The organism is Hylemonella gracilis str. Niagara R (genome assembly GCF_000600295.1).
In the GTDB taxonomy this organism is placed as follows: Bacteria; Pseudomonadota; Gammaproteobacteria; order Burkholderiales; family Burkholderiaceae_C; genus Hylemonella; species Hylemonella gracilis_A.
Genome location: NZ_JEMG01000001.1, coordinates 2,257,661 through 2,283,632, shown reverse-complemented (window position 1 = coordinate 2,283,632; position 25,972 = coordinate 2,257,661). Strand labels below are relative to the sequence as shown.

Annotated in this window: 25 protein-coding genes and 2 tRNA genes; 23 read left to right on the top strand and 4 right to left on the bottom strand. The window is 63.2% G+C overall.

Going from position 1 to position 25,972, the window contains the following annotated elements; translation table 11 throughout:
- Positions 1-3: 3 nt before the first annotated feature.
- From AZ34_RS10560 to rng, 7 genes are read left to right on the top strand one after another with little or no spacing between them, the layout of a single operon-like run.
- Entirely contained in the window at positions 4-648 is a 645-nt protein-coding gene (locus AZ34_RS10560; protein ID WP_051509689.1) for a 1-acyl-sn-glycerol-3-phosphate acyltransferase, read from the top strand.
- Positions 645-1,607 (top strand): oxygen-dependent coproporphyrinogen oxidase, encoded by a 963-nt coding sequence (gene hemF / locus AZ34_RS10555; RefSeq protein ID WP_197026530.1) that lies wholly within the window; start codon positions 645-647, stop codon positions 1,605-1,607. Before AZ34_RS10560 ends, hemF begins: the two co-directional genes overlap by 4 nt.
- The gene (nadD, locus tag AZ34_RS10550) at positions 1,607-2,227 is read left to right on the top strand and encodes a nicotinate (nicotinamide) nucleotide adenylyltransferase (protein WP_035607869.1); all 621 of its coding nucleotides are present in this window, start codon (positions 1,607-1,609) and stop codon (positions 2,225-2,227) included. Before hemF ends, nadD begins: the two co-directional genes overlap by 1 nt.
- On the top strand, positions 2,227-3,075 hold the full coding sequence (gene rsfS / locus AZ34_RS10545; protein WP_035607865.1) for a ribosome silencing factor: 849 nt from the start codon (positions 2,227-2,229) through the stop codon (positions 3,073-3,075). The genes nadD and rsfS overlap by 1 nt, the downstream gene beginning before the upstream one ends.
- 9 nt (positions 3,076-3,084) lie before the next feature.
- Positions 3,085-3,552 carry a 23S rRNA (pseudouridine(1915)-N(3))-methyltransferase RlmH gene (gene rlmH, locus AZ34_RS10540; protein ID WP_035607862.1) on the top strand — a complete coding sequence of 156 codons (468 nt, stop codon included), beginning with the start codon at positions 3,085-3,087 and terminating at the stop codon, positions 3,550-3,552.
- Positions 3,553-3,597: 45 nt separating this feature from the next.
- The gene (locus AZ34_RS10535) at positions 3,598-4,224 is read left to right on the top strand and encodes a Maf family protein (RefSeq protein ID WP_035607860.1); all 627 of its coding nucleotides are present in this window, start codon (positions 3,598-3,600) and stop codon (positions 4,222-4,224) included.
- Between the two features lie 21 nt (positions 4,225-4,245).
- Entirely contained in the window at positions 4,246-5,739 is a 1,494-nt protein-coding gene (gene rng / locus AZ34_RS10530) for a ribonuclease G (RefSeq protein ID WP_035607856.1), read from the top strand.
- Positions 5,740-5,781: 42 nt separating this feature from the next.
- Here rng and msbA read toward each other — a convergent pair whose 3' ends face one another.
- Positions 5,782-7,566, bottom strand: a complete 1,785-nt coding sequence (msbA, locus tag AZ34_RS10525) for a lipid A export permease/ATP-binding protein MsbA (protein ID WP_035607854.1) — start codon at positions 7,564-7,566, stop codon at positions 5,782-5,784.
- Positions 7,567-7,803: 237 nt separating this feature from the next.
- Here msbA and tolB point away from each other — a divergent pair, with 237 nt between their 5' ends.
- The 7 genes from tolB to AZ34_RS10490 all read left to right on the top strand — a co-directional run bounded on the left by tolB (position 7,804) and on the right by AZ34_RS10490 (position 13,440).
- Positions 7,804-9,171: a Tol-Pal system beta propeller repeat protein TolB gene (gene tolB, locus AZ34_RS10520; protein WP_419670211.1), complete on the top strand. Its 1,368-nt coding sequence runs from the start codon at positions 7,804-7,806 to the stop codon at positions 9,169-9,171.
- Positions 9,172-9,372: 201 nt separating this feature from the next.
- Positions 9,373-9,939, top strand: a complete 567-nt coding sequence (gene pal, locus AZ34_RS10515; protein ID WP_035607851.1) for a peptidoglycan-associated lipoprotein Pal — start codon at positions 9,373-9,375, stop codon at positions 9,937-9,939.
- A 79-nt stretch (positions 9,940-10,018) separates the two neighbouring features.
- A complete protein-coding gene (gene ybgF / locus AZ34_RS10510; RefSeq protein ID WP_051509688.1) occupies positions 10,019-10,870 on the top strand; it encodes a tol-pal system protein YbgF in 852 nt (283 codons plus the stop codon).
- Between the two features lie 109 nt (positions 10,871-10,979).
- Complete coding sequence (locus AZ34_RS10505) at positions 10,980-11,810, top strand: tRNA threonylcarbamoyladenosine dehydratase (protein ID WP_051509687.1); 831 nt, start codon at positions 10,980-10,982, stop codon at positions 11,808-11,810.
- 184 nt (positions 11,811-11,994) lie between these two features.
- A tRNA-Lys gene (locus AZ34_RS10500) sits at positions 11,995-12,070 on the top strand.
- Positions 12,071-12,105: 35 nt separating this feature from the next.
- Positions 12,106-12,181 (top strand) — tRNA-Asn (locus tag AZ34_RS10495).
- A gap of 170 nt (positions 12,182-12,351) precedes the next feature.
- Entirely contained in the window at positions 12,352-13,440 is a 1,089-nt protein-coding gene (locus AZ34_RS10490; RefSeq protein ID WP_051509686.1) for a threonine aldolase family protein, read from the top strand.
- A gap of 45 nt (positions 13,441-13,485) precedes the next feature.
- On the opposite strand, the gene AZ34_RS10485 is transcribed toward AZ34_RS10490, so the two are convergent.
- From AZ34_RS10485 to AZ34_RS10475, 3 genes are all read right to left on the bottom strand, one after another.
- Positions 13,486-15,456, bottom strand: coding sequence for a TRAP transporter large permease subunit (locus AZ34_RS10485; RefSeq protein ID WP_081767328.1), 1,971 nt, complete (start codon positions 15,454-15,456; stop codon positions 13,486-13,488).
- Positions 15,456-16,076 (bottom strand): TRAP transporter small permease subunit, encoded by a 621-nt coding sequence (locus AZ34_RS10480; RefSeq protein ID WP_035607845.1) that lies wholly within the window; start codon positions 16,074-16,076, stop codon positions 15,456-15,458. Before AZ34_RS10480 ends, AZ34_RS10485 begins: the two co-directional genes overlap by 1 nt.
- Positions 16,077-16,201: 125 nt before the next feature.
- The gene (locus tag AZ34_RS10475) at positions 16,202-17,314 is read right to left on the bottom strand and encodes a TRAP transporter substrate-binding protein (RefSeq protein WP_035607842.1); all 1,113 of its coding nucleotides are present in this window, start codon (positions 17,312-17,314) and stop codon (positions 16,202-16,204) included.
- Between the two features lie 275 nt (positions 17,315-17,589).
- On the opposite strand from AZ34_RS10475, the gene AZ34_RS10470 reads away from it, so the two are divergent.
- The 9 genes from AZ34_RS10470 to AZ34_RS10430 all read left to right on the top strand — a co-directional run bounded on the left by AZ34_RS10470 (position 17,590) and on the right by AZ34_RS10430 (position 25,918).
- A complete protein-coding gene (locus AZ34_RS10470) occupies positions 17,590-17,964 on the top strand; it encodes a thioredoxin family protein (protein WP_035611463.1) in 375 nt (124 codons plus the stop codon).
- A gap of 169 nt (positions 17,965-18,133) precedes the next feature.
- The gene (locus AZ34_RS10465; RefSeq protein ID WP_035607839.1) at positions 18,134-18,775 is read left to right on the top strand and encodes a peroxiredoxin; all 642 of its coding nucleotides are present in this window, start codon (positions 18,134-18,136) and stop codon (positions 18,773-18,775) included.
- Between the two features lie 62 nt (positions 18,776-18,837).
- Complete coding sequence (locus tag AZ34_RS10460; protein ID WP_231495506.1) at positions 18,838-19,428, top strand: RBBP9/YdeN family alpha/beta hydrolase; 591 nt, start codon at positions 18,838-18,840, stop codon at positions 19,426-19,428.
- A 139-nt stretch (positions 19,429-19,567) separates the two neighbouring features.
- Positions 19,568-20,572, top strand: coding sequence for a sulfate ABC transporter substrate-binding protein (locus tag AZ34_RS10455; RefSeq protein ID WP_035607834.1), 1,005 nt, complete (start codon positions 19,568-19,570; stop codon positions 20,570-20,572).
- 7 nt (positions 20,573-20,579) lie between these two features.
- A complete protein-coding gene (gene cysT, locus AZ34_RS10450; RefSeq protein ID WP_035607830.1) occupies positions 20,580-21,482 on the top strand; it encodes a sulfate ABC transporter permease subunit CysT in 903 nt (300 codons plus the stop codon).
- Between the two features lie 4 nt (positions 21,483-21,486).
- Positions 21,487-22,443 (top strand): sulfate ABC transporter permease subunit CysW, encoded by a 957-nt coding sequence (gene cysW / locus AZ34_RS10445; protein ID WP_051509684.1) that lies wholly within the window; start codon positions 21,487-21,489, stop codon positions 22,441-22,443.
- A 15-nt stretch (positions 22,444-22,458) separates the two neighbouring features.
- On the top strand, positions 22,459-23,577 hold the full coding sequence (locus tag AZ34_RS10440; RefSeq protein ID WP_035607827.1) for a sulfate/molybdate ABC transporter ATP-binding protein: 1,119 nt from the start codon (positions 22,459-22,461) through the stop codon (positions 23,575-23,577).
- Positions 23,558-24,073, top strand: coding sequence for a disulfide bond formation protein B (locus AZ34_RS10435; protein ID WP_231495584.1), 516 nt, complete (start codon positions 23,558-23,560; stop codon positions 24,071-24,073). Before AZ34_RS10440 ends, AZ34_RS10435 begins: the two co-directional genes overlap by 20 nt.
- A gap of 225 nt (positions 24,074-24,298) precedes the next feature.
- Positions 24,299-25,918, top strand: coding sequence for a methyl-accepting chemotaxis protein (locus AZ34_RS10430; RefSeq protein ID WP_035607824.1), 1,620 nt, complete (start codon positions 24,299-24,301; stop codon positions 25,916-25,918).
- The last annotated feature ends 54 nt before the right edge of the window (positions 25,919-25,972 follow it).

Here is a 25,972-nt window from a genome sequence, read left to right as displayed (position 1 = left end):
TTCATGAGTGATTTCTCCTCTCCGCATCCGGTGCAGTTTCCCGGCAGCGCGGTCGGTCGCTGGGTGCTGCGCCGCCTGGGTTGGCGCGTTCAATTCGAGGGCTTGCCGGCGCGGCAAGGCGTGCTGATTGTCTACCCGCACACCAGCAACTGGGACCCCGTTTTCGCCTACGCGGCCAAATGGGCCATGGGTGTTCCCTTCCACTACTGGGCCAAAGCCAGCTTGTTCCGCATTCCGCTGCTCGGGGCCTGGTTGCGCTCCTTCGGCGGCATTCCCATCGAGCGAGGCAAGGGTGCGCAGGGCATGGTGAGTGACACCGTGGCGCAAATCAAAACCGCGCGGCAACAAGGCGACTATTTCTGGCTGACGCTGGCGCCCGAGGGCACGCGCAAGTACATGCCGGGCTGGCGCAGCGGCTTCTACCGCGTGGCGGTACAGGCCGACGTTCCCCTGGGGATGATGGTGCTGAACTACCGTGAACGCGAAGTTCGGGTGTTGGACTTTCTGCGTCTGACCGGGGACGAAGCAGTGGACATGGCGCGCATCGCGGCGGCGCTGCAGCCGCATGCCTCGGCCTACCACCCCAAGGACGCCGCACCCATCCGCCTGCTCGACAGCACCACGCCGCGCGAGGATGGCAAGGCATGAATGCGTCTTCTGGCATGAATGCCGTCGCTGCCGTGGCGGATCTGGAGGCCGTGCGGGCGTATCTGCAGGGTTTGCAGCACAGTATCACCGAGGCGATCGAGCGCACCGATGGACAGGCGGTCTTTCTGGCCGATGCCTGGCGCAAGGAGCCGGGTGAGCCCCTGCAGGGTGAGGGCCTGACCAAGATTCTGGAGGGTGGCGCTGTGTTCGAGCGTGCGGGCTGCGGCTTCTCGCATGTGCGCGGCGCCAAGTTGCCGCCCTCGGCCACGCAGCACCGTCCTGAGCTGGCGGGGGCGCCCTTCGAGGCCATGGGGGTATCGCTGGTGTTCCATCCGCGCAACCCTTATGTGCCCACGGTCCACATGAATGTGCGCATGATCGCCGCCACACCAGCGGGCGGGGAACCCGTGTGCTGGTTCGGGGGCGGCATGGACCTCACGCCGTATTACGGCTTCGAAGAGGACGCGGTGCATTTCCACCGTAGCTGCCGCGATGCACTCGCGCCCTACGGGCCGCAGTTGCATCCGCGCTTCAAGCAATGGTGCGACGAATACTTCTTCTTGAAACACCGCAACGAGCAACGCGGCGTGGGCGGCATCTTCTTCGATGATTTCGCGGAATTGGGCTTTGAGCGCAGCTTTGCCCTTCTGCGCAGCGTGGGCGATGCATTTCTGGGCGCCTACCTGCCCATCGTCGAGCGCCGCCGTGGCATGGCCCATGGCCAGCGCGAACGCGACTTTCAGCTCTACCGCCGTGGCCGTTACGTCGAATTCAACCTGGTCTGGGACCGCGGCACGCATTTCGGCCTGCAGTCGGGCGGGCGCACGGAGTCCATCCTGCTGTCCATGCCCCCGTTGGCCAGCTGGGCCTACCAGCAGACTCCCGAGCCGGGTTCGCCCGAGGAAGCGCTGTACCTCCACTTCCTGCCGCGACGGGACTGGCTGAAGGGCGCGGTCTGATGGCGCTCAAGATCGGCGTGTTCGGTGGGGCGTTTGACCCCCCGCATCTGGCGCACCAGGCCCTGGCCGAGGCGGCTCTGCTCCAGCTCGGCCTGGATGTGCTGCACATCGTGCCCACGGGACAGGCCTGGCACAAGGCGCGGACCTTGAGTGACGCCGCCGACCGGCTCGCGATGTGTCGGCTGGCTTTCGGCGGCCTCGCCCAGGGCGCAACCCGTCTGGTGTTCGACGAGCGCGAAATTCGCCGGGCCGGCCCCAGCTACACCATCGACACGTTGCGCGAGCTGCGTGCCGAATACCCCGGCGCGGAATTTTTCCTCGTGCTCGGCCAGGACCAGGCCGAGGCCCTGACCACCTGGAACGACTGGCAGACCGTGGTGGCCTTGGCCCTGATCTGCCATGCGGACCGTGACTGGGAAGGGCGGGCGCAGAGCTTCACCCCTCCCCAGGCGCTGGCATCGCGATACCGCAAGCTGCAAATGCCGCTGATGCAGCACAGCGCCACGGGCGTGCGCGCTGAAGTCGCGGCAAACCCGGATGTTCCCCCGGATTTGCGATTGCTGGTCAGCCCCGCCGTTGCGGGTTATATTGAAACCCATCATCTTTACCAGACCACTTGATGAAGCCAGAAACCACGACGACCGACAACGCCGTCAAAAAAGACATCCAGAAACTCCAACGGGCCATCGTCGATGGTCTGGAGGACGTGAAGGCCCAGGACATCCAGGTGTTCAACACCGAGCATTTGTCCCCATTGTTCGAGCGTGTCGTCATCGCCTCTGGCACCAGCAATCGGCAGACCAAGGCCCTGGCGGTCAGCGTGCGCGACGCGGTGCGTGAAGCGGGCTTCGCCAAGCCGCGTACCGAGGGCGAGGACAACGGCGAGTGGATCATCGTCGACTGCGGCCCGGCCGTGGTGCATGTGATGCAGCCGGCCATACGCCAGTATTACCACCTGGAGGACCTGTGGGGCGACAAGCCTGTGCGTCTGAAGCATGGCACTGAAAAGCCGGTGGCCAAGGCTGCCCCTAAGAAGTCCGAAGAACCCCGCAGCAGCTCCAAGTCCACCACCAGCCTGAAGCGTTCCAGCGCGGCGAAGAAGGGTACGGCCGAAGCATTCCCGTCCAAGGCCCAGTTGCAAAAGACGGCTGCCAAGTCCGCCGGCAAGAAGACCGCTTCATCCAAGACTTCCAAGACCGCAGTCGGCAAATCGCCGGCGCGCAAGGCGGCCAAGCCCGTTCCCAAGGCCGCTCCCAAGGTTGTGAAGGTCAACGCCCCCAAGCCATCCGGCAAATCTACAGCGGTGAAGTCTGCGGCCGCGAAAAAGCCGTCCAGCACGAAGCCGGCAGCCCAGAGAGCCCAGCCCGCCAAATCACAGGCCTCGAAAGCGCCGGTGAAGAAGACGGTGGCCAGCAAGGCACCGGCCAAGAAGTCGACTGCCAGCAAGGGCACAGCCCGCAAGGGTTGATGCCAGGCCATGAGACTGCTGATCGTCGCGGTCGGCCAGCGTGTGCCCGACTGGGCCCAGACGGCCTGGGACGATTACGCCAAGCGGTTTCCAGCTGAAATCAAGGTCGAACTCAAGGCGGTCAAGACCGAGCCGCGCGGTTCGCGCACGGTGGAGCAGCTCATGGCTGCCGAGCGCAAGCGCATCGAAGAGGCCATTCCCAAAGGCGCGCGCATGGTCGCCCTGGACGAGCGTGGCACGTCGTTGACGACGGTGGCGCTGGCGGGCAAGCTCAAGGACTGGCAGTTGCAGGGCGACGACGTTGCCCTGGTCATCGGCGGCCCGGATGGTCTGGAGCCCGCCTTGCGCCAAGCGGCCCACGAGCGCATCCGTCTGTCCGACCTGACCTTGCCGCACGCCATGGTGCGGGTCCTGTTGGTCGAGCAGCTGTACCGCGCCTGGTCGATCAACGCTGGACACCCTTACCACCGCGAATGACAGCATGCGCGCCCCGCGGCGCGCCTCCACCACCGAAGGCCCTGCATGGCTGATTTCATCTACCTCGCCTCCCAGAGCCCCCGTCGTCGTCAGCTGCTGGAACTGTTGGGGGTCCGTCATGAACTCTTGTTGCCCGACGCCGACGAAGATGCCGAGGCGCTGGAAGCGGTGAAACCGGGTGAAGCGCCCTCTGCCTACGTGCAACGGGTGACTCAGCTCAAACTGGACGCGGCACTGGCGCGCTTGAGGCGGCGTGGCCTGCCGGCCGCGCCCGTGCTGTGTTCCGACACCACCGTCGCCCTGGGGCGGCGCATCTACGGCAAACCAGCCGACGCGGCGGATGCGCGGCGCATGCTGGCGGAACTCGCCGGTGGCACGGGGACTGCGACTGCGGGTAAAACGCACCGTGTGCTGACGGCGGTGGCCGTGGGCACCGCGCGCAAACGGCAATCCATGCTGAGTGATTCCCGCGTGCGTTTCGCGCCCATGAGCCGTGCCCAGATCGCGGCTTACGTGGCCACGGGCGAACCCATGGGCAAGGCGGGTGCCTACGCGGTGCAGGGCAGGGCGGCGGCTTACATCGAGCACCTCAGCGGCAGCTACTCTGGCATCATGGGCTTGCCGATGTTCGAAACCGCCGGCCTGTTGCGCGCCTTCGGTTTCACCCTCTGACCCATTCCACACCTCCCTGTCATGGAAGAAATCCTCATCAACTGGTCGCCCCAGGAAACGCGCGTGGCGGTGGTGGAAAACGCCGCCGTGCAGGAACTGCATGTCGAGCGCACGGTCGAGCGGGGGCTGGTGGGCAACATCTACCTGGGCAAGGTGTCGCGGGTGCTGCCGGGCATGCAGTCCGCCTTCATCGACATCGGTCTTGAGCGAGCGGCCTTTCTGCATGTGGCCGATGTCTGGCATCCGCCGGCCGAAGGTGAAACGCTGAGCGCCGCGCGCGCGGCACAGCGCGAGACGCCGGAGCCCATCGAAAAGCAGGTGTTCGAAGGCCAGTCCCTGATGGTGCAAGTCATCAAGGACCCGATCGGCACCAAGGGCGCGCGGCTGTCGACGCAGATCAGCATCGCCGGGCGGCTGCTGGTGTTCCTGCCGCAGGACGATCACATCGGCGTGTCGCAGAAGATTCCGGTGGCCGAGCGCGAGGCGCTGCGGCAACGCCTGCAGAAGCTCGTGAGCGAGGCCGGAGGCGAGAAGAAGGCGGGCGGCTTCATTCTGCGCACCAATGCCGAAGAGGCGACGGACGCCGAGCTGGCCGAGGACATTGCCTACCTGCGCAAGACCTGGGCGCGCATCAAGGAGGCCTCCCAACGCCTGCCCCCCAGGTCCCTGCTGCACCTGGACTTGAACCTGCTGCAGCGCGTGCTGCGGGACCTGGTGGGCGAACGCACGGGTAGCATCAAGGTCGATTCGCGCGAGCAGTTCCAGGCCTTGCGCGCCTTCGGTCAGGAATTCATGCCTGGCGCCGCGACCAAGCTGGAGCTGTACAAGGGCGAACGCCCCATCTTCGACCTCTACGGCATCGACGAGGAAGTGGCGCGCGCGCTGGGGCGGCGCGTGGACCTCAAGAGCGGCGGTTACCTCATCGTGGACCAGACCGAGGCCTTGACGACGATCGACGTGAACACCGGCGGTTTTGTCGGCGCCCGCAATTTCGACGACACCATCTTCAAGACCAATCTGGAGGCGGCCGGGGCCATCGCACGCCAACTGCGCTTGCGCAATCTGGGTGGCATCATCATCGCCGACTTCATCGACATGACCCGCGAGGATCACCGCGAGGCCGTGCTGGCGGAATTCCGCAAACAGCTCGCGCGCGACCGCGTCAAGACCATGTTGGGCGGCTTCTCGCAGCTCGGTCTGCTGGAGATGACGCGCAAGCGCACCCGCGAGAGCCTGGCCCACATGCTGTGCGAGCCTTGCCCTCACTGCCAGGGCACCGGCCAGGTGAAGACGACGCGCAGCGTCGCTTACGAGATACTGCGGGAGATCCTGCGTGAAGCGCGGCAGTTCAATCCGCGTGAATTCCGCGTGCTCGCCGCGCCGCAGGTGATCGAGCTGCTGCTGGATGAAGAAAGCCAGCACTTGGCTGGCTTGAGTGACTTCATCGGCAAGCCGATCTCCCTGCAGAGCGAGGCGGGGATGTGGCAGGGTCAGTACGACATCGTGCTGCTGTGACGCTCGTCGTCTGATTCGAGCCTTGCGGCGGCCGCCTGACCCTCAGGGGGTTTCGTGCAGCCCGAGCTTGTAGAGCCGCGCGTACTGACCGTTGCGTTCGATCAGGTCCGCGTGCTTGCCCATCTCAACGATGCGGCCAGCCTCCATGACGATGATGCGGTCCGCATGCTGGACGGTCGAGAGGCGGTGCGCGATGACCAGGGTGGTGCGGTTGCGCATCAAGCGTTCCAGGGCCTCCTGCACGGCGCGTTCGGACTCGGTGTCCAAGGCGGAGGTGGCCTCGTCGAGGATGAGGATGGGCGCGTTCTTGTAGATCGCGCGTGCGATCGCCAGGCGCTGACGCTGGCCACCGGAAAGCTGCGTCGCGTTGTGACCCACGACGGTTTGGATGCCTTCAGGCAGGTTGGCGATGAAGCTGCCCAGATTGGCGGCTTGCAGGCTTTGGTGCACCCGTTCCTCGTCCGGCTTGGCTTCCCCCAGCGCGACGTTGGCCGCGATGCTGTCATTGATCAACACGACATGCTGGCTCACGAACGCGTACTGGGCGCGCAGGGCTTGCAAATTCCAATTCGGCAGGGGTATGCCATCCAGCAGAATGCGCCCCTGCTGAGCCTCGATGAAACGCGGCAGCAGGTTAACCAGCGAGGTTTTGCCGGAGCCCGAGGCGCCCACGAGCGCCACGGTTTCGCCGGGCGCGATGGCCAGATCCAGGCCGTCGATGGCCGGACGTTGTGCGTCGGCGTATGTGAGACTGACTTGCTCGAAGCGGATTTCCCCCCGGGCCCGATGCTCCGGAGACGGTGGGCGATAGTCACCACCGCTTTCGAGTGGGGTGTCATCGACCAGGCGGATGGCGCGCTCCAGGGCGGCAAGTCCATTCGTGAGTGAATTGGCCACGCCGGAGAGATGCTTCATCGGCGTGAGCAGCATCAGCATGGCGGTGATGAAGGACACGAAGCTGCCGATCGTGGCCTCGCCGCGCGCGCTTTGCATCAGCGCGATGCTGATCACCAGTGACAAGGCGATGGCCGCCAGCATCTGGGTCAGCGGTGTCATGGCCGAGGAAGCGACTCTTGACTTGAATTGCAGGCGCAGCAAGGCGCGACCCAGTTTTTCAAAGCGTTGACGTTGGCTGGCCTGGGCACCGTGCAGTCGCACATCACGGTGCGCCAGCACGTTCTCTTCCACGACATAGGCGAGTTCTTCCGTTGCGCCCAGACTGGCGCGCGTGAGCTTGTAGAGCCGTCGCGACACCGTGCGCACCACCCAGGCGATGGCCGGGAAGAGCAGGCCGACAATCAGCGTCAATTGCCAGTTCACATAGAACAGGTAACTCAGCAAGGCCACCAAAGTGAGGACATCGCGCGAGGCGCTCATCAAGGTGGGAATCAGTTGCCTGGTGCCGGATGTGATTTCGTAAACGATGGTGTTGGTCAGCGCGCTGCCGGAGCGGTCGCTGAACAGTGTCAGGCGCGCATCGAGCATGTGCTTGAACAGATCGCTGCGCAGATGGAACACGCCGTTGCTGGTGATTTTGACCAGGGTCAGGTCCGCGATGTAGCCCGCCAGGCCACGCAAGCCAAACAGCAGGATCAGCGCCAGGGGCACCAGCCAAGGATTGAAGGCGTCCGTCGCGAAGCCATGGTCCAGCAACACCTTCATCAGCGCGGGCAAGACGGGCTCACACGCCGCTACCAGCAAGGTGCAAAGTATGAGCACGGCCCACGCGCCCTTGTCATGGCTGAAGTACGGCAAGACCCGACGCAGGCGGGAGAATAGGCCCGGCGAGGCTTGCGGGGCAGAGGGGACGGGAGAAGCGTCGTTCATGGTCGGATACCGGCGGAGGGCGGCAGTCTAACGTACAGATGGCGTGCAGGCCGCGCCCGTGGCTGCGTCGATCAGCCTGCGTGTCCAGTGTTATGGCTGTTAAATCCGCACCAAACCATGCGCTCAATGAGCTGTTTTTCACGCTGATGCGCAGTGGCCTGGCGGTATGATCACGCCTCGTTCTTGCGCCCAGGTGCGCAAGGCCTTCGAAGCTGAAGGGCATCCCGTGGCTGAACCATGCATCTCTTGTTGAATCTCCATCGTCACCTTCAACGCCTGCTCTTGGTATGGGTGGGCAGCTTCGTCCTGCTGGTTTGCGCGACCGCGCAAGCGCAGTTCCGCGTGGAGGTCGCGGGTGTGGGTTTGACCCAGGTGCCGTTTTCCATCGCGCCCTTCCGTGGCGAGGCGGGTGTTCCGCAGAAGATCAGCGCCATCGTGCTTGCCGATCTGGAGCGCAGCGGGCAGTTTCGCAACGTGGCCCTCAAAGCCGATGGACTGGATGAAAGCACCCGTCCTGACTTGGCCCTGTGGCGTCAAGCCGGCTCGGATGCCTTGATCGCGGGCAGCGTGACCCGCATGGCCGACGGCAGGTATGACGTGCGTTTCCGTCTCTGGGACGTGGTCGCGGGCAAGGACCTGGGTGGACAGAGCTTCCTCGTCACTGCAGCCGATCTGCGTTTGTCGGCACACCGCGTGGCCGACTACGTCTACGAGCAGCTCACGGGAGACAAGGGCGTGTTCTCGACCCGCATCGCCTACGTGACCAAGACGGACCAGCGACACAGCCTATGGGTGGCCGACGCCGATGGCGAAGCAGCACAGCCCGCGCTCTCCAGCCCTGAGCCCATCATTTCGCCGACCTGGTCACCCGATGGTCGCCAACTGGCCTATGTCTCCTTCGAGTCACGCCGCCCGGTGGTCTACATCCACGAGGTGTCCACCGGCCGCCGCCGGCTGGTGGCGAGTTTTCGGGGGTCCAACAGCGCGCCGGCCTGGTCACCCGACAGCCGCTATCTGGCGGTGACCTTGAGTCGTGATGGCGGCTCCCAGCTCTATACCCTCGATCTGAACAACCTCGCGGCTGAACCCGTGCGGCTCACCCGTTCCAACGGCATTGATACTGAACCGACCTATTCTGCCGATGGGCGTTTCATTTACTTCGTGAGTGACCGGGGTGGCAGTCCGCAGATCTACCGTCTGCCAGCCAAGGGTGGCAACCCCGAGCGCGTGACATTCACCGGGACTTACAACATCTCCCCCGCCTTGAGCGCGGACGGACGTTGGTTGGCTTACATCTCCCGCATCAACGGCGAATTCAAGTTGCATGTGATGGATCTGGCCAGCGGGGCGGCGACGATGCTGACCAACACCGCGGCGGACGAGAACCCGAGCTTCGCCCCCAATAGCCGTCTGCTGTTGTACGCGACCAAGCAGAACGATCGCGAGGCCTTGATGACCACGACCCTGGACGGCGCGATCAAGGCACGGCTGAGCGGACAGAGTGGCGATATACGCGAGCCGGATTGGGGCCCGTTTGTTGGCGCCATCAGCCCCGGTGCTGCCTCGGCCAGTTCAGCAATTGGCCAGGGCAACATGCAGCGCTGACGGGTATTGCGCGGTACTGCAAAGTACGGCGCACCGACGGACATCGTTGGTTTTCGAGTCCATCCTGCCTCATCCGTTTTTATCCGGCAATAAATGCATGCATTGCCTGTGTTTGGGGCCGCACGGATTTCATACTTCTTAACATTTCGATTGCCCTGTTTGGGGTACAGTCCTCTCACTTTTGACAGCAAGGAGCCCATCATGATGAAACTGAAATTCCTGGGAATTGCTTTGTTTTCCCTGACTTTGGCGGCATGTTCGTCGGTCAGTCTCGATCCTCAGGCCGGTGCCGAAACGCCGGCCGGTGGTCAGGGCAGTGCGGCTGTCGCGGATGGCGGAGCGGTGGGCTCGGTGGGTCAACCCCAGGCGATGCCGATGCCGGAGACGGCTCCTCGGACCGGTGGCGCCACGGCGGCTTCTTTGCAGGCAGCGGCCATGGCCGCAGGGCGGCTGGTCTATTTTGACTACGACAGCTACGTCATCAAGCCCGAATTCCAAAAGCTCATCGAGGCCCAGGCGCGCTATCTGGCCAGCGATCCCGCGCTGAAGGTCGTGCTCGAAGGGCACACGGATGAGCGCGGCGGTCGCGAGTACAACTTGGCGCTGGGGCAGCGCCGTGCCGAGGCTGTGCGACGCGCGCTGAGCTTGCTTGGCGTGTCCGAGGCTCAGATGGAGGCCGTGAGTTTTGGCGAGGAAAAGCCGGTCGCGGAAGGCAGCAGCGAATCGGCCTGGTCTCAGAACCGGCGTACCGAGATCAGCTACCGCTGAGCGGGCTAAGGCCTCGACTCCTTCTGCACAGGCTTGAGAATCCGCGAGCTCGGCATCCATGAGGCAGCTTTCTGTTTCCATGTCCTCCATCGTTGCGCGCCGGTTGGTGCTTGTTTGTTGCTTTGGCTGTACTGGGCTGCTGGGGTTGAGCGGTCCCGCGTCGGCAGCCCTGTTTGGTGACGATGAGGCGCGCGCAGCGATCCTGGAGTTGCGCCAGCGTGTCGACGTGATGCGCCTGGACTATGAGCAACGTGCCACGACCCAGCAAGAGCAGTTGCGTCGCCTGACCGAGGAGAACATTCAGCTGCGCCGCAGCCTGATTGATTTGCAGACTCAGATCGACAACCTGCGCTCTGACAATGCGCGCTTGATCGGCCGCGACGAAGTGTCCGCGCGTGCGTTGGTGGATGCCCAACGGCAGTACAAGGATGCCTTGGCGGCGATGGAAGAGCGCGTGCGCGCGCTCGAGCCCGAGCGGGTGAACGTCGACGGGCGCGAGTTTCTGGCGGAGCGCGTCGAGAATCGGGACTTTGAGGCAGGTCTGGGTTTGTTCCGCAAAGGCGATTTTGCGGGGGCCCAGAATGCCTTCGCCGAATTCATCAAGCGGTATCCGTCCAGTGGCTATGGGCCTTCGGCCTTCTTTTGGCTGGGAAATTCTCAATACGCAACCCAGAACTACAAGGAAGCCATCGAAAACTTCCGTTTGCTGCTGAGCCAGGCGCAAGACCATGCGCGTGCCCCGGAGGCGGTGTTGGCCATTGCCAATTGCCTGGTTGAGTTGAAGGACACCAAGGGTGCCCGCAAGACCCTCGAAGAGCTGATCAAGGCCTATCCCAAGTCTGATGCTGCGGCCACGGCCAAACAACGCCTGCCACGCTTGAAAGACGCGGCCCCCGCCGTGTCTTCGACCCAGGGCGGAACCAAGAAATAAGCCACGGGGTTCTGGCAAGCCCCTGCGGCTGAGATTGGGTCGATCCAGGGGTTGCCGGCCGCCCGCAGCGGCTGGCATCCATCTCCCCGAAGCCGGACATGATCAACACATGATGCAAGCAGCGGACATCGAGCCCCCCGATCTGGAGCGCCGTTTCGGCGGCTTGGCCCGTCTGTATGGCCAGGCTGGCGCGGCGCGCATCCGTGCTGCCCATGTGGTGGTCGTGGGGGTCGGCGGTGTCGGATCATGGGCGGTGGAAGGGTTGGCTCGCAGTGGCGTCGGGCGCTTGACCTTGATCGATATGGATCATGTGGCCGAGTCCAACATCAACCGTCAGATCCACGCGCTCGACGGCACCCTGGGCCAGGCCAAGGTGCAGGCCATGCGCGAGCGCATCGCGCAGATCAACCCGGCATGCGAGGTGCGTTGCCTCGAGGAGTTTGTCGAGCCGGCCAACTGGCCGGGTTTGATTGCCCACGGTCCAACCGCTGATGCCGTCATTGATGCCTGTGATCAGGTTCACGCCAAGACGGCGTTGGCGGCCTGGGCCCGGGACCACATGGCGACGCCTTACATCACGGTTGGTGCGGCAGGTGGCAAGACGCAGGCGCACCTGGTGGCCGTGGATGACTTGGCCATCGTCACGCATGATCCTTTGCTCGCGCAACTGCGGTATCGACTGCGCAAGCAGCATGGCGCGCCGCGCGCACCAGAGCATGCTCGGGGTGCGAACAAGGCCCCACGAAAAATGGGCGTGAGCTGTGTGTACAGCAAGGAAGCGGTTCGAGGTCCGCGTCAGGACGATGAGACCTGCGCGGTCGGTGGCGATGGCAGTCTCAACTGCAGTGGTTATGGCTCGCTGGTTTCCGTCACCGCGACGTTCGGTCTCTGTGCTGCAGGATGGGTCCTGAACAACCTCGCAACGGCGGGTGCCGCTTGAAGCGCAAGCGCTCGGGCGGGGCATGCGATGCGTTCATATGGCAAGAGGATGGCGCACGGCGTGCACGTCGACACGAAAAAAAGAGAAACCAAAATCAAGCCTCGATCAAAAACCCAAAATATTCACGCTATAATCTTTGCTTTGTCGGGGCAGGCGTAATACGCTGTAAGGCGTCCCGCTGAGTGGGACGTTAGCTCAGTCGGTAGAGCAGCGGACTTTTAATCCGTTGGTCGCAGGTTCGAATCCTGCACGTCCCACCACTGACCGACAAGCGACAATTTGTAAAACCGAATATTCCCCGATAGCTCAGTCGGTAGAGCGCCGGACTGTTAATCCGTAGGTCCCTGGTTCGAGCCCAGGTCGGGGAGCCAAATGGCCGCAAGGCCAAGCAAAAGCCCGCTACATAATCTGTAGCGGGCTTTTTGCATTGATCAAACTCGAGCGTCTTGCGAGCCGTCACCAGGGTATAGCGACAGGTCATCGAGCGGGAATGCGCTGTCCTTGAGAGAATCAGCATCTTTGCACCCATTCCATTTCTCTCATGAGCAGCCTGACCTCCGCGCCCACGCCCAACACCACGCGTCAACATTTCGCCAGTGACAATTACGCTGGAGTCTGCCCGGAGGCCATGCACTGGTTTCTGGAGGCCAACGCCAGCGGCCATCAACCCGCCTATGGTGATGATGAATGGACGCAGCGGGTCTGCGAACATCTAAGGCAGCTGTTCCAGACCGATTGCGACGTCTATTTCGTGTTCAACGGCACGGCGGCCAATTCCCTGGCACTGGCTTCCCTGTGTCAAAGCTACCACTCGGTGATCTGCACACCGGTCGCGCACATCGAGACCGACGAGTGCGGCGGGCCTGAGTTCTTCTCCAACGGCAGCAAGTTGCTGATCGCCGAGAACGACAGCGCCGCAGCCAAGCTGGGCAAGCTCACGCCGGATGCCGTAGAGCAACTGGTCACTCGGCGCGCCGACATCCATTACCCCAAGCCCAAGGTGGTGAGCCTCACCCAGGCGACCGAACTTGGCACGGTCTACACGGTCGAGGAAGTGCGCGCCATTGCCGCCATCGCCAAACGCCGCAAGCTCAAGGTGCACATGGACGGCGCGCGTTTTGCCAACGCGGTGGCCGCGCTCGGCTGCTCGCCCGCGGACATCACTTGGCGGGCCGGGGTCGATGTGTTGTGCTTTGGTGGCACCAAGAATGGCCTGCCCGTCGGGGAGGCCGTGGTGTTCTTCGACAAGACCCTGAGTGAGGATTTCGCCTACCGGGTCAAGCAGTCCGGCCAGTTGGCGTCCAAGATGTGCTTCATCTCGGCGCCCTGGATCGGCATGCTGCAGGACGACGTGTGGCTGCGCAATGCGCGCCACGCCAACGCGATGGCCCAGCGCCTGCACGACGCGATCAAGGATATCCAGGGTGTGCGCGTTCCGCATGCGCCCCAGGTCAATTCTGTGTTTGCCTTTCTGCCGCAAAAGGCCATCAGCACACTGCGCGCGCAAGGCTGGAAGTTCTATGACTTCATCGCGGGCGGTGGTTGCCGTCTGATGTGCGCCTGGGACACCACGCCCGAGGCCGTGGATGCCTTCGCAGCAGACATCCGCAGCGCCTGCGCCCTGGCCTGAAGTACCGGCACCGCGAGCGCTCGGCTCGTGGTGCCGTTCCGCTGGCTACCTGTAGAGCAGGGTGGGCAGCCACAGGCCGATGGAAGGCCAAATGTATAGCAGCGCGATGGCCAGGATCTGGATGCCCATGAAAGGCATCATGCCCAGGAAGATCTGGTTCAGGGTCACATGCGGCGGCGCCACGCCCTTGAGGTAGAAGGCTGACATCGCCACCGGCGGCGAGAGGAAGGCCGTCTGAAGGTTCAGCGCTACCAGTAGCCCGAAGAACAGCGGGTCAACATTGAAGTGGGCCAGCAGGGGAATGAAGATGGGCATGAAGATCACGATGATCTCTGTCCATTCCAGCGGCCAACCCAGGAGGAAGATCACGATCTGCGAGAGCACCATGAACTCGAATTGGGTCAGGTTCATGGACAGCACCCAGCGTTCGATCAGTTCCTGCCCACCCAGCAGCGCGAACGCGGACGAGAAGATGGCGGAGCCCACGAACAACCAGCACACCATGGCCGAGGTCTTGGCGGCCAGGTAGACCGATTCCTTGAGCACGGTCATGTTCAGCCGTTTGTAGGCCGCCGCGAGCAGGAAACCGCCCAGGGCACCCATGGCCGCGGCCTCAGTGGGCGTGGCCAGGCCGAAGACGATGGAGCCCAGCACCGCCAAGATCAGCACGACCAGGGGAAAGAAGGAGCCAAGCAGCATCTTGAAGATTTCGAGGCGCGCGAAGCTCAGGAACAGGTAGAAGAGCGTCGTGGCCGCGCCCAGCAGCGCGAAACTGATCCACCACCAGGTGGGCGCGGGCTGTGTGCTTGCCTCGGCCGCTGGCGCCTCAGGCACGGGCGGTTCGGCGACACCGGAGGCCGTTTCCGCCGGCGACGCGGCGCCAGGTGGCTCGGCGAGCGCGCCGTCGTCCTGCGCGCCCGGGGGCTCTTGCAGGCCGTAGGCCTGCGGAGGTTCTTGCAGCCCGCTGTCGTCGAGTGGTGGCTCCTGAAGACCGTCGCCGGAATCAAGGGGCGACGGGGGGCTGTTGGAGAAGCCGATGGGCTGGATGTCGTACACGACCTCGGGCGGCACGATGGTCACGGCGCGCCAGGTGCTGATGGCCAGCAGCAGGAACAGCAGGCCCGGGAGCAGCAGCAGACCGAACTGACGCAGCATGTAGGCCAGCGACACATGGGCATTGCGGTGGCCCTTGAGTGTCCTGCCGATGGCCTGGAGCAGGTGTTTGGGCGCATATTGCTCGGTCTGAGCTGGCAGGGCCTGGGTGAGCGGCGGCAACTCGACGCGGCGCTCTTCGGCAGAAAGGGGGGGCGCCCAGCTTGGCTTGAGCTTGGCCATCAAGATCACGTAAGCCACGTACAGGCCCGCCAGCATCAGGCCAGGGAAAAATGCACCCGCGTAGAGCTGGACGACCGAGACCCCCGCCGTGGCGCCGTAGAGGATGAGCAGCACCGAAGGCGGCAGCAGGATACCCAGGCAACCGCCCGCCGTGATGGCGCCTGCGGCCATCGGCGTGCTGTAGCCAGCCTTCAACATCGCCGGGAGTGCCAGCAGGCCCATCAGCGTGACCACGGCGCCCACGATGCCGGTGGCCGTGGCGAAGATGGCGCAGGTGACCAGTGTCGCCACGGCCAGGGAGCCCGGGATACGCGCCATGGCCAGATGCATGCTCTTGAAGAGTTTCTCGATCAGGTTGGCGCGCTCGACCAGATAGCCCATGAACACGAACAGGGGAATGGCGATCAGCACGTCGTTGGCCATGCTTTTGTAGGCAGCCTGCACCATCAGATCCAACGTGCGGTGGATATCACCATCGTAGGCCAGCCAGGTGAAGATCATGCCCATGCCCATCAGCGTGAAGGCTGTCGGGAAGCCCAACATGATGGCGATCACCACCAGCGACAGCATCAGCAGGCCCTGATGGCCATGGGTGATGGTGTCCACGCTCAGCAGCAGCCAAAGGATGGCGGTGATCACCACCGCCATGATGGAAAAACCGAATCGGAGTTCTCGGCGCATCATGCCTTGCCCTCCTTGGCTTGCAGCTCCCGGTCCAGGGCCAGGATGTCGCTGTCCTTCACATGCACCATTTCCTTGAGTTTCGCGACATCCACCTCCTGGACATCGGCGCCACGCTGGGGCCAGCGCCCCTCACGCAGGCAGATCAGGCAACGGATGATCTCCGCGCAGCCTTGGATCAGCAGCGCGGCGCCCGCGATCGGGATCACGAACTTGAAGGGGTAAAGCGGCAGTGGCGTGGCGGAGAACGTCTGCTCGCGGATCGCCAGTGACTCCTGCGCATAGGTCCAGCCGGCCCAGGTCATGGCGATGATGCCCGGCAGAAAGAAGATGAAGTACAGCGTCAGGTCCACGCCAGCCTGGGCGCGGGGACTGAAGAAGCTGTAGAGCACGTCGCCGCGCACATGGCCGTTCTGGGCCAGGGTGTAGGCGCCGGCCAGCATGAAGAGGGTGCCGTACAGCATGATCTGCGCGTCCAGCACCCAGGCATGGGGTTGATTCAAGGCGTAGCGGGAGAACACCTCCCAGCTGATCAGGGCCGTCAAGGCGACCACGGCCCAGGCGGCCACTTTTCCAATGAAGATCGACAGGGTGTCGATCCCGAGCAGCATTTTTTGCATATGGGGGTCAGGGAGGGAAGCTGGTTCGCGCGTCAAAATGGCGAGGACGCCTGGGCGTGGGCGTCCTCGTTGAGAGGTGGTCGGGCGGCCTTGAGGCCAAGTCCGCCCGACACCACGATTCGACCTCAGGTGCGTCGCTGGGCGAAGTAGCGGTTCCAGGCCATCTTGAAGTCGACTTCCGTGTCGTTCTTCCAGCGGCCCGTCCGTTGCGCGAAGGCGCGCATCGAGTCCATCACCTTCTTGAAGGTCGGGTTCTCGGCGGACTTCTTGGCCGTGACCTTGTCCCAGGCCGCGAGCTGCGCGCGCAGGATGGCGTCGGGGGTCTTGTAGAACTTCACGCCCTGCTTGCTCTGCATCTCGGCGTAATCCGTGGCGTAACGGTGGGCGGCCTTCCAACTCATGTCGGCGCTGGCGGCCTGAACAGCGTAGTCAATGACCGACTTGAGCTCATCCGGCAGCGCGTCGTACTTGCCTTTGTTGAAGAGCACCTCGAATTGCTCGCTGGATTGGTGGAAGCTCTGCAGCATGCAATTCTTGGCCACGTCGGGAAAGCCCAGCAGGCGGTCGCTCGACGCATTATTGAATTCCGCGGCATCCAGCAGACCACGGTCCAGCGCGGGCACGATTTCGCCACCGGGCAGCGGGTTCACGGCCAGACCCATCTCGGTGAACACGTCCACCGCCAGGCCCACGGTTCGGAACTTCAGACCCTTGAGATCTTCCACCCGCGCGATGGGTTTCTTGAACCAACCCAGTGGTTGCGTGGGCATGGGGCCGTAGAGCTTGGAGACGACCTCCAGGTTCAGACTCCGATAGATCTCGTCCAGCAATTCCTTGCCGCCACCGTAGTAATGCCAGGCCAGCACGCCATTGGCATCCAGGCCAAATGCCGGGCCCGAACCCCACAGGGCCACAGCCTGGTTCTTGCCGTACCAGTAGGCCACCACACCGTGACCGCCGTCCAGCGTGCCTTTGGCTACCGCGTCCAGCAATTGAAAGGCGGGCACCACCGCGCCGGCGGGAAGAACCTCGACCTTCATGCGGTTGCCAGCCATGTCATTGATCTTCTTGGCCAGGTCGCTTGCGAACTCGTGGAAGATGTCCTTGGCCGGCCAGGTGCTTTGAAAACGCCAGGTCGTGGTCTGGGCCGTGCTGACCATCGGCACCGACATGGCGCCAGCCGCCACCGCAGCGCCCTTGAGCAGGCTGCGTCGTCGGGTCGTCTTGCTCTGTGTCATCGCTGTCTCCTTCGTTGTGTGGATTGCCTGGACTGCGCCAGACCCTGCATCTTTGACGCCTGTGCGGGTAGGGCAAAGAGGGTTTTTACGCAGGTCGCGTCAGTCCTTGCGCGGGGTGCCCGGTTTTGCGGCTTCATGGCGTGGGGGCCACGGCGCCGCGGGCCAAACCATGCGCTCGTCGGGGATGGCCCCTCTGTGCCCAGGGCTTCAGGCCCGGTAGGGCAGCCACATGGTTGCGGCTCGTGCCTGTCGCTTGGATGGTGCACACTCGGGGCATGAGCAGCAATCCTTCCGAAGCCAGCGTTCTGCAGGTGGTCTGTCTGTGCGCCGACTGGTGCCACAACTGTCGCGCCTACCAGCCTCTGTTCGAGTCGCTCCAGCGTCAGTTCGACGGTGCGGCCCGCTTTGCCTGGATCGACATCGAGGACGAAAGCGAGGTTCTTGCGGATATTGAAGTGGAGAACTTCCCCACGTTGTTGCTGATGAGAGGACCGACACCGCTGTTTCTCGGGCCTGTGACGCCCCAACCGGGCGTCTTGGTTCAACTGGTTCAAACGGCCTTGGACGGGCGCCTGCCAGCATTGACCGCCGCCGCCGAATGCGCGTTGGCAGTTCGCGTGCATGACCATCTGGCGCAGCTTCAGAACTGATCTGATGCCCTGAATGCGCATCGCCTGATGCGTGCGGCCGTGCTGCCGATGCCCGGCCGGGGTGCGCGGCTCATGCTTGCCGGTTATTTGCTTACAGCCAGATATTCGTTGGAATCTTTCGGGTGCCCATTCAGAATGGGCAGCCCTTTTCCATACGCAGGAGATTCTCATGGCGACGCTACGACTGGGCGACACGGCCCCTGATTTCACGCAGGATTCCAGCATTGGCCTCATCAAGTTCCATGAATGGGCGGGAGATTCCTGGGTCATCCTGTTTTCCCATCCGGCCGATTTCACGCCGGTCTGTACCACCGAGCTGGGCCGTACTGCCGCGCTGTCGGGCGAGTTCGCCAAGCGCGGCGTCAAGCCGATCGCCATCAGCGTGGACCCGGTCGACAAGCACCAACAGTGGATCCCCGACATCAACGAGACGCAGCACACCACGGTCAATTTCCCTATCCTGGCCGACGCGGATCGCAAGGTGTCCGAGCTCTACGACCTGATCCACCCCAAGGCCTCCGCCACGGCCACCGTGCGCAGCGTGTTTTTCATCGACCCGAAGAAGACCATCCGCGCGACGCTGACCTATCCGGCCAGCACGGGTCGCAACTTTGACGAACTGCTGCGCGTGGTCGACTCGCTGCAGTTGACCGACAGCCACAAGGTCGCTACACCGGCTGATTGGAAGGATGGCGATGACGTGATCATCGTGCCCAGTTTGCAGGACGCGGACGAGATCGCCCGGCGCTTTCCCAAGGGCTACAAGACCGTCAAGCCCTATCTGCGCGTGACGCCGCAGCCGAACAAATAAGGCAGCCCAAGGGCGGCCGGAAACGAAAGACCAGAGAAAGCAGGGCGGGCGTGGCGGAAGCGGTGCGCATACTCATCGTACCGGGCTGGCGAGATTCGGGCCCAGGGCACTGGCAGACGCTGTGGACGCAGCGTTATGCCAACACCGTGCGCGTGCAGCAGGACGATTGGGTGACCCCCGCCCGCGCAGCCTGGGTGGAATGTATTCGCCAGACCATCCTGGCTCAGGTGGACGAGCAGGGCCAGCCGTTGCCAGTGGTGGTGGTGGCACACAGTTTGGGCTGCATTGCCGTCAACCACCTGTCAGAAGATGCCGAGGCACGCATTCGAGGTGCCTTGCTGGTGGCGCCGGCCGATCCTGAGCGCCGCTCCATCCTCAGCGACTTTGCGCCCGTGCCGAGCCGCAAGCTCCCTTACCGCAGCATCGTGGTGGCCAGCAACAACGACCCCTACTGTCCGATCCGCTTGTGCGGGGCCTACGCCCGCAATTGGGGTAGCGAATTCGTGCGCATTCCTGACGCCGGGCACATCAATGTCGAGTCAGGGCATGGTGAATGGCCGCTGGGCGTGGCGCTGCTGCAATCACTGGTGGCCAGCGAGGCCGGTGACGGTGGCTTGCGCCGGCGCGATGTGCCGACCCCTTTGCTTGCTTGAACGATGATCAGACATATTGGTTATGAGCTAACAAGATAAACATCTTTTGAGTTTGAAAGACGGGCAAGGAAAATCCTGTCCCTGCCGCCCACAGGCCCTGCTTGCTGGCATCTAGCACCCAATTGAAAAGAGAGACCCCATGAACCTGAAAAAGACCGTCACCCTGGCCCTGGCCGTCCTGGCCCTGGGTGCCACCCAGTTCACGCAAGCGCAGCAGGTCAGCTTGCTGAACTCGTCCTACGACGTGGCACGGGAGTTCTACAAGGAAATCAACCCCGCCTTCAGTGCCTGGTACAAGAAAAAAACCGGCAAGGATGTGAAGGTGGACCAGTCGCACGGCGGCTCCAGCGCGCAGGCGCGTGCCGTGGCCGATGGACTGGATGCCGACGTGGTGACCTTCAACACCGTGACCGACGTCGAGTTCCTGGCCGACAAAGGTCTGGTGGCCAAGGACTGGACCAAGAAATTCCCCAACAACGCCACACCCACCCTGTCGACGCACATCTTCGTGGTGCGCAAGGGCAATCCCAAGGGCATCAAGGACTGGGATGACCTGGTCAAGCCGGGCGTGCAGGTCGTGGTGGTGAATCCCAAGCTGGGCGGCAACGGCCGCCAGACCTATCTGGGAGCCTGGGGCTACGTGAAAAAGAAGGGCGGCACGGACGCGCAGGCGGCTGAGTTCGTCGGCAAGCTGTTCAAGAACGCCCCCGTGCTGGGCAAGGGCGGTCGCGACGCCTCGGGCATCTTCCTGCAGCGCAACATCGGTGACGTGCTGATCACTTTCGAGTCCGAGGTGATCTCGATCGTCAACGAATTCGGCGCCGGGCAGGTGGAGGCCGTCTATCCGAGCATCAGCGTGGTGGCGGAGAACCCGGTGGCCGTGGTCGAGCGCACCGTGGCAAAGAAAGGCACGGGCGATGTGGCCAAGGCCTACCTCGATTTCCTCTACACGGATGAAGCCCAGGCGATCGCTGCCAAGCATGCGCTGCGCCCGACATCGCAAGCCGTGCTGAAGAAGAACGCCGCAACGTTCAAGCCCATCCAGCTGTTCACCGTTTCCGAGGTGTTCGGGAGCGCCGCCGAAGCGCAGAAGGTGCACTTCAACGACGGTGGCAAGTTCGACCAGATCTATACCGTCAAATAAGCCCTGAATGACTGCAATTGCTGCCCCCGCCGTCGTGCCAGCTTCCAGCCCGGCGGCTTCTTCATCGCGCCGCAGGCCGCGGCGGGTGTTGCCTGGTTTCAACCTCACGCTGGGGTACACACTGCTGTACCTCAGCCTGATTGTGTTGATCCCGCTGTCCGCGCTGTTCTTCAAGTCTTTCACGATGACTTGGGACCAGTTCTGGACGGCGGTGGCCTCGCCGCGTGTGCTGGCGTCCTACCGACTGACTTTCGGCGCTTCGCTGATCGCCGCCTTGGTCAACCTCGTGTTTGGCCTGCTGGTGGCCTGGGTGCTGGTGCGCTACAAGTTCCCGGGCAAGAAGATCGTTGACGCGCTGGTAGATCTGCCATTTGCGCTGCCCACAGCCGTGGCAGGTATTTCGCTGACCGCGCTGCTGGCGGGCAATGGCTGGATCGGTCAGCATTTCGAACCGGACGGAATTTTTGGTTTTCTGGGCATCAAGCTGGCCTACAACCCCACGGGCGTGGTGATTGCGCTGATTTTCATTGGCCTGCCCTTCGTGGTGCGCACGGTGCAGCCGGTGCTGGAAGACACCGAGAAGGAGTTGGAGGAGGCCGCGACCTGCCTGGGCGCGACGCGCTGGCAGACTTTCCGCCATGTGATCTTGCCCAGCATCCTGCCTGCCCTGTTGACGGGTTTCGCGATGGCCTTCGCGCGCGCCGTGGGCGAGTATGGCTCCGTGATCTTCATCGCCGGCAACATGCCCATGGTCTCCGAGATCACCCCGCTCATCATCATCTCCAAGCTGGAGCAGTACGACTACGCGGGCGCCACCGCTGTCGCCGTCGTGATGCTGCTGATTTCCTTCGTGCTGCTGCTGGTGATCAATGGCCTGCAAGCCTGGCAGCGCAAGCGTTCCGGAGCCTGACGCGATGACAAGTTCGACTGCTTCTGCTCCGGTCACCCGCGCGCCCTTGGATGTGCGCAAAAAACGCGTCCTGACCACGGAGACGCCCCTCGTGCGTTGGACGCTGATCGCGCTGGCCCTGGGTTTCATCGCGCTGTTCTTGGTCCTGCCCCTGGCGGCGGTGGCGACCGAAGCCCTGCGCAAGGGCTGGGACGCCTATTTCGCCGCTTTGCTGGAGCCAGACGCCTGGTCGGCGATCAAGCTCACGCTGATTGCCGCGGGCATCGCCGTGCCCTTGAACCTGGTGTTCGGTGTGGCCGCAGCCTGGGCCATCGCCAAGTACGAGTTTCGAGGCAAGGCTTTTCTCACCACCCTGGTCGACCTGCCGTTCTCGGTCTCGCCCGTGGTCTCCGGCTTGGTCTACGTGCTGCTTTTCGGCGCGCAAGGATGGCTGGGCCCTTGGCTGGCTGAGCATGACATCAAAATCATCTTCGCCGTGCCGGGCATCGTGCTGGCCACGGTCTTCGTGACCTTCCCCTTCATCGCCCGGGAGTTGATCCCGCTCATGCAGGCCCAGGGCAATGAGGAGGAGCAGGCCGCCATCGTGCTCGGCGCGAATGGCTGGCAGACCTTTTGGCATGTGACCCTGCCCAACATCAAGTGGGGCTTGCTGTACGGTGTGATCCTCTGCAACGCACGCGCGATGGGCGAGTTCGGCGCGGTGTCGGTGGTGTCCGGCCATATCCGCGGCCAGACCAACACGATTCCGCTGCATGTCGAAATCCTCTACAACGAGTACCAGTCGGTGGCCGCCTTCGCCGTGGCCTCCTTGCTGGCTGTGCTGGCGGTGGTGACCCTGGTGCTCAAAACCTTCGCTGAGTGGAAGCATGAGCGCGATCGGGCCGCCACGAAAGATGCGCCACCGGAGAACCCCGGCTCCGCTTCCACCGTTTCCGTCCCAGCCGCCGCTTCCGCTGCCTGAGAAAGCCAGAATTCCATGAGCATAGAAATCCGCAAGGTCAACAAATATTTCGGCGACTTCCGTGCCCTGCACGAAGTCGACCTGGACATCGCTTCCGGTGAACTGCTGGCCTTGCTGGGCCCTTCGGGCTGCGGCAAGACCACGTTGCTGCGCATCATTGCTGGTCTGGAAACAGCCGACAGTGGCAACATTTACTTCTCCGGCGAGGACACCACGGACAAGCATGTGCGCGATCGCCAAATCGGCTTCGTGTTCCAGCACTACGCCTTGTTCCGTCACATGACGGTGGCCGACAACGTGGCCTTCGGTCTGCGCATGAAACCCAGGAGCCAGCGCCCGAGCGAGAAGCAGATCAAGGCCAAGGTCATGGACCTGCTGAAGCTGGTGCAACTCGACTGGTTGGCGGATCGATACCCCTCGCAGTTGTCGGGCGGGCAGCGTCAACGCATCGCGCTCGCGCGGGCGCTGGCTGTGGAACCCAAGGTGCTGCTGCTGGACGAGCCGTTTGGCGCCCTGGACGCAAAGGTCCGCAAGGAGCTGCGTCGCTGGTTGCGCCGTTTGCACGACGAGCTGCATGTGACCAGCATCTTCGTGACGCATGACCAGGAGGAGGCACTCGAAGTGGCCGATCGGGTCGTGCTGATGAACCGTGGCGTGGTGGAGCAGGTGGGTTCTCCGCAAGACGTGTGGGAGCACCCGGCCAGTCCTTTTGTATACGGTTTCCTGGGCGACGTGAACCTCTTCCATGGCCGTGCCCATGAAGGCACGCTGCATCTGGACGGCGTTGCCAGCGAGATCAAGATCGCCGCGCCCGAGCACGGGGACGCGCGTGACGCGCGGGCTTTTGCTTATGTGCGCCCGCACGAATTCGAGGTGCGGCGCTGGTCGTCCGGTGCGCCGGGCATCGCGGCTCGCTTGTCGCGCGCGATCGTGGTCGGTCCGATCGCCCGTCTGGAACTTTTGCCCGAGGAGCAGACTCCATCGTTGCGGCAAGCGGTCATCGAGGTGCAAATCCCTGCATCACAATACCGCGAGCTTGGATTGACGGAGGGTGAGCTGCTGGCAGTGACGCCGCGCAAAGCCCGCGTCTTCGTGGAAGGAACACCGGATCTTGCTGCTTCGACAACTGTGTGATGTGCTGAATGCGCCGCGCCGCATTCTTTTTCTAATTTTTCTAGCCTGCCTGGGGCTGCTGGCCTTCGGCCTTTATCTGCAGCATGGCGTGGGTCTCGAGCCCTGCCCAATGTGCATAGTGCAGCGCTACGCGTTGCTTTTGGTGGCCATCTTCGCGGGGAGCACCGCCTGGTTACGGGGGCGCACCAGGCATTTGGTGGGCGGGTGGCTGGTGCTGCTGTCGGCGGTGTTGGGAGCCTTCGTCGCGGCGCGCCAGAGCTGGCTGCAATGGCATCCACCGGAGATTCTCAGCTGCGGTCGCGATTTCTACGGAATGATCGAAGCCTTCCCGCTGCAGCGCGCCGTGCCCATGATCTTTCGCGGATCGGGTGACTGCGCTGCCATCGACTGGACCTTCCTGGGCTTGAGCATCGCCAACTGGTCTTTCGTCTGTTTTGCCCTGATTGCTTTCGTTGCTACAGGTCTGCTGTCTCGACTCATGATGAAACACACTTGAGTCGCCTGGTTCAATGGGCCTGGTGGCGTGCACAGAGCCGCTCGTGATCTTCACGAGCGGCTTTTTTGTGTTCGGGTGGTTCCCCGCATGGTGTTTGCCAGATTTCTTGGTTATTGTTACAGTGTGTTACAGAAATAAAAAGAGCGAGTACCGTCCTTGCCCTGTCAGGATTCAGCCAGCAAGGGCGTTTTTAAAGGAGTGGGTACCGTGTTTCAATTCTCTTCCATGAGTCTGGGCAAACGCTTGGGCTCCTTGATCGTCAGCGCCATCCTGGGCCTGATTCTGCTGTTGGCTTTTTTCATGGTGTCCGAACGCAGCCTGCTGCTCCAGGAGCGCAAGGACGCGGTGCGACAGGCGACCGAGGTCGCCCATGGCCTGATGGTGCATTTCCACGACCAGGCCCTCAAGGGTCAGATGTCCATGGACGAGGCCAAGCAGCGCGCCATGTCGGCCATCAAGGCGCTGCGCTACAGCGGTTCGGAATACTTCTGGATCAACGACATGCACCCGAGGATGGTCATGCACCCCATCCGCCCCGAGCTGGATGGCAATGACCTGACCCAGAACAAAGACCCGAACGGCAAGCATTTGTTCATGGAGATGGTCAAGGTCGTGAAGGCCCAGGGCGCGGGTGACGTGGATTACATGTGGCCGAAACCTGGGCATTCGACTCCCGTGCAGAAAGTCTCCCATGTGAAAGGATTCGCGCCGTGGGGGTGGATCGTCGGTTCGGGTGTCTACATCGACACGGTGGATGCCTCGATTCTCCAGCGTGTTCTCCATTCCAGCCTGGGTGCCCTGATCCTGGCTCTGCTCATGCTGGGTTTCGGGCTTCTGATCGTGCGCAGCATCGTCCGCCAGTTGGGGGGCGAACCGGCGCATGTCGGGCACATCATGCACCGCATGGCCGAAGGTGACTTGAGCGTGGATGTCGAGCTCAAATCCGGGGATGGTCACAGCCTGATGCATGGCATCAAGGCCTTGCGCGACTCCATGGCGGCGACGGTGGCCAGGGTCCGTCGCGGCAGCGAATCCGTGTCGATGGCGAGCGCCGAGATCGCGCAGGGCAATCAAGACTTGAGCTCTCGCACCGAAAGCCAGGCCAGTGCGCTGGAACAGACGGCCGCGTCCATGGAGGAACTGGGCAGTACCGTGAAGCAGAACGCCGCCAATGCGATGCAGGCCAACCAGTTGGCGCAAAGCGCGAGCACCGTGGCTATCCAGGGTGGCGAAGTCGTCAGCGAGGTCGTGAAGACCATGAAAGGCATCAGCGAGTCTTCTCGCAAGATCGTCGACATCATCAACGTGATCGACGGAATCGCCTTCCAGACGAACATCCTGGCCTTGAACGCGGCCGTGGAGGCCGCACGCGCTGGCGAACAAGGTCGGGGTTTCGCGGTGGTCGCCAGCGAGGTGCGCACGCTGGCCGGGCGCAGTGCGGCGGCGGCGAAGGAAATCAAGGCGCTGATCACCGCCAGCGTTGATCAGGTCGGGCAAGGCGCGGCCCTGGTAGACCGCGCCGGCACGACGATGGAACAGGTGGTCAATAGCATTCGCCTGGTGTCGGACATCGTCGCTGAAATCAGCACCGCGAGCAACGAGCAAAGCTCCGGTGTGGCACAGGTCGGTGAGGCGGTGACCAATATGGATCAGGCCACGCAGCAGAACGCGGCCCTGGTGGAACAACTGGCCGCTGCAACGACGGGTTTGCGCTCGCAGGCGCAGGAGCTGGTTTCCGCCGTGGCCATGTTCCGTCTGGATGCTGTTGTCCCGGTAGAGCGCTCTGGGGGCAAAACCCAGCCCGCCATCGGTTCGCTGGGTCCGGCGCTGGCGCTTCCAGCGTGAAATTCCTCGCCACTGGGGCACTGTTACCGTCATGCCGGTAGGCAGCGCCGGTGT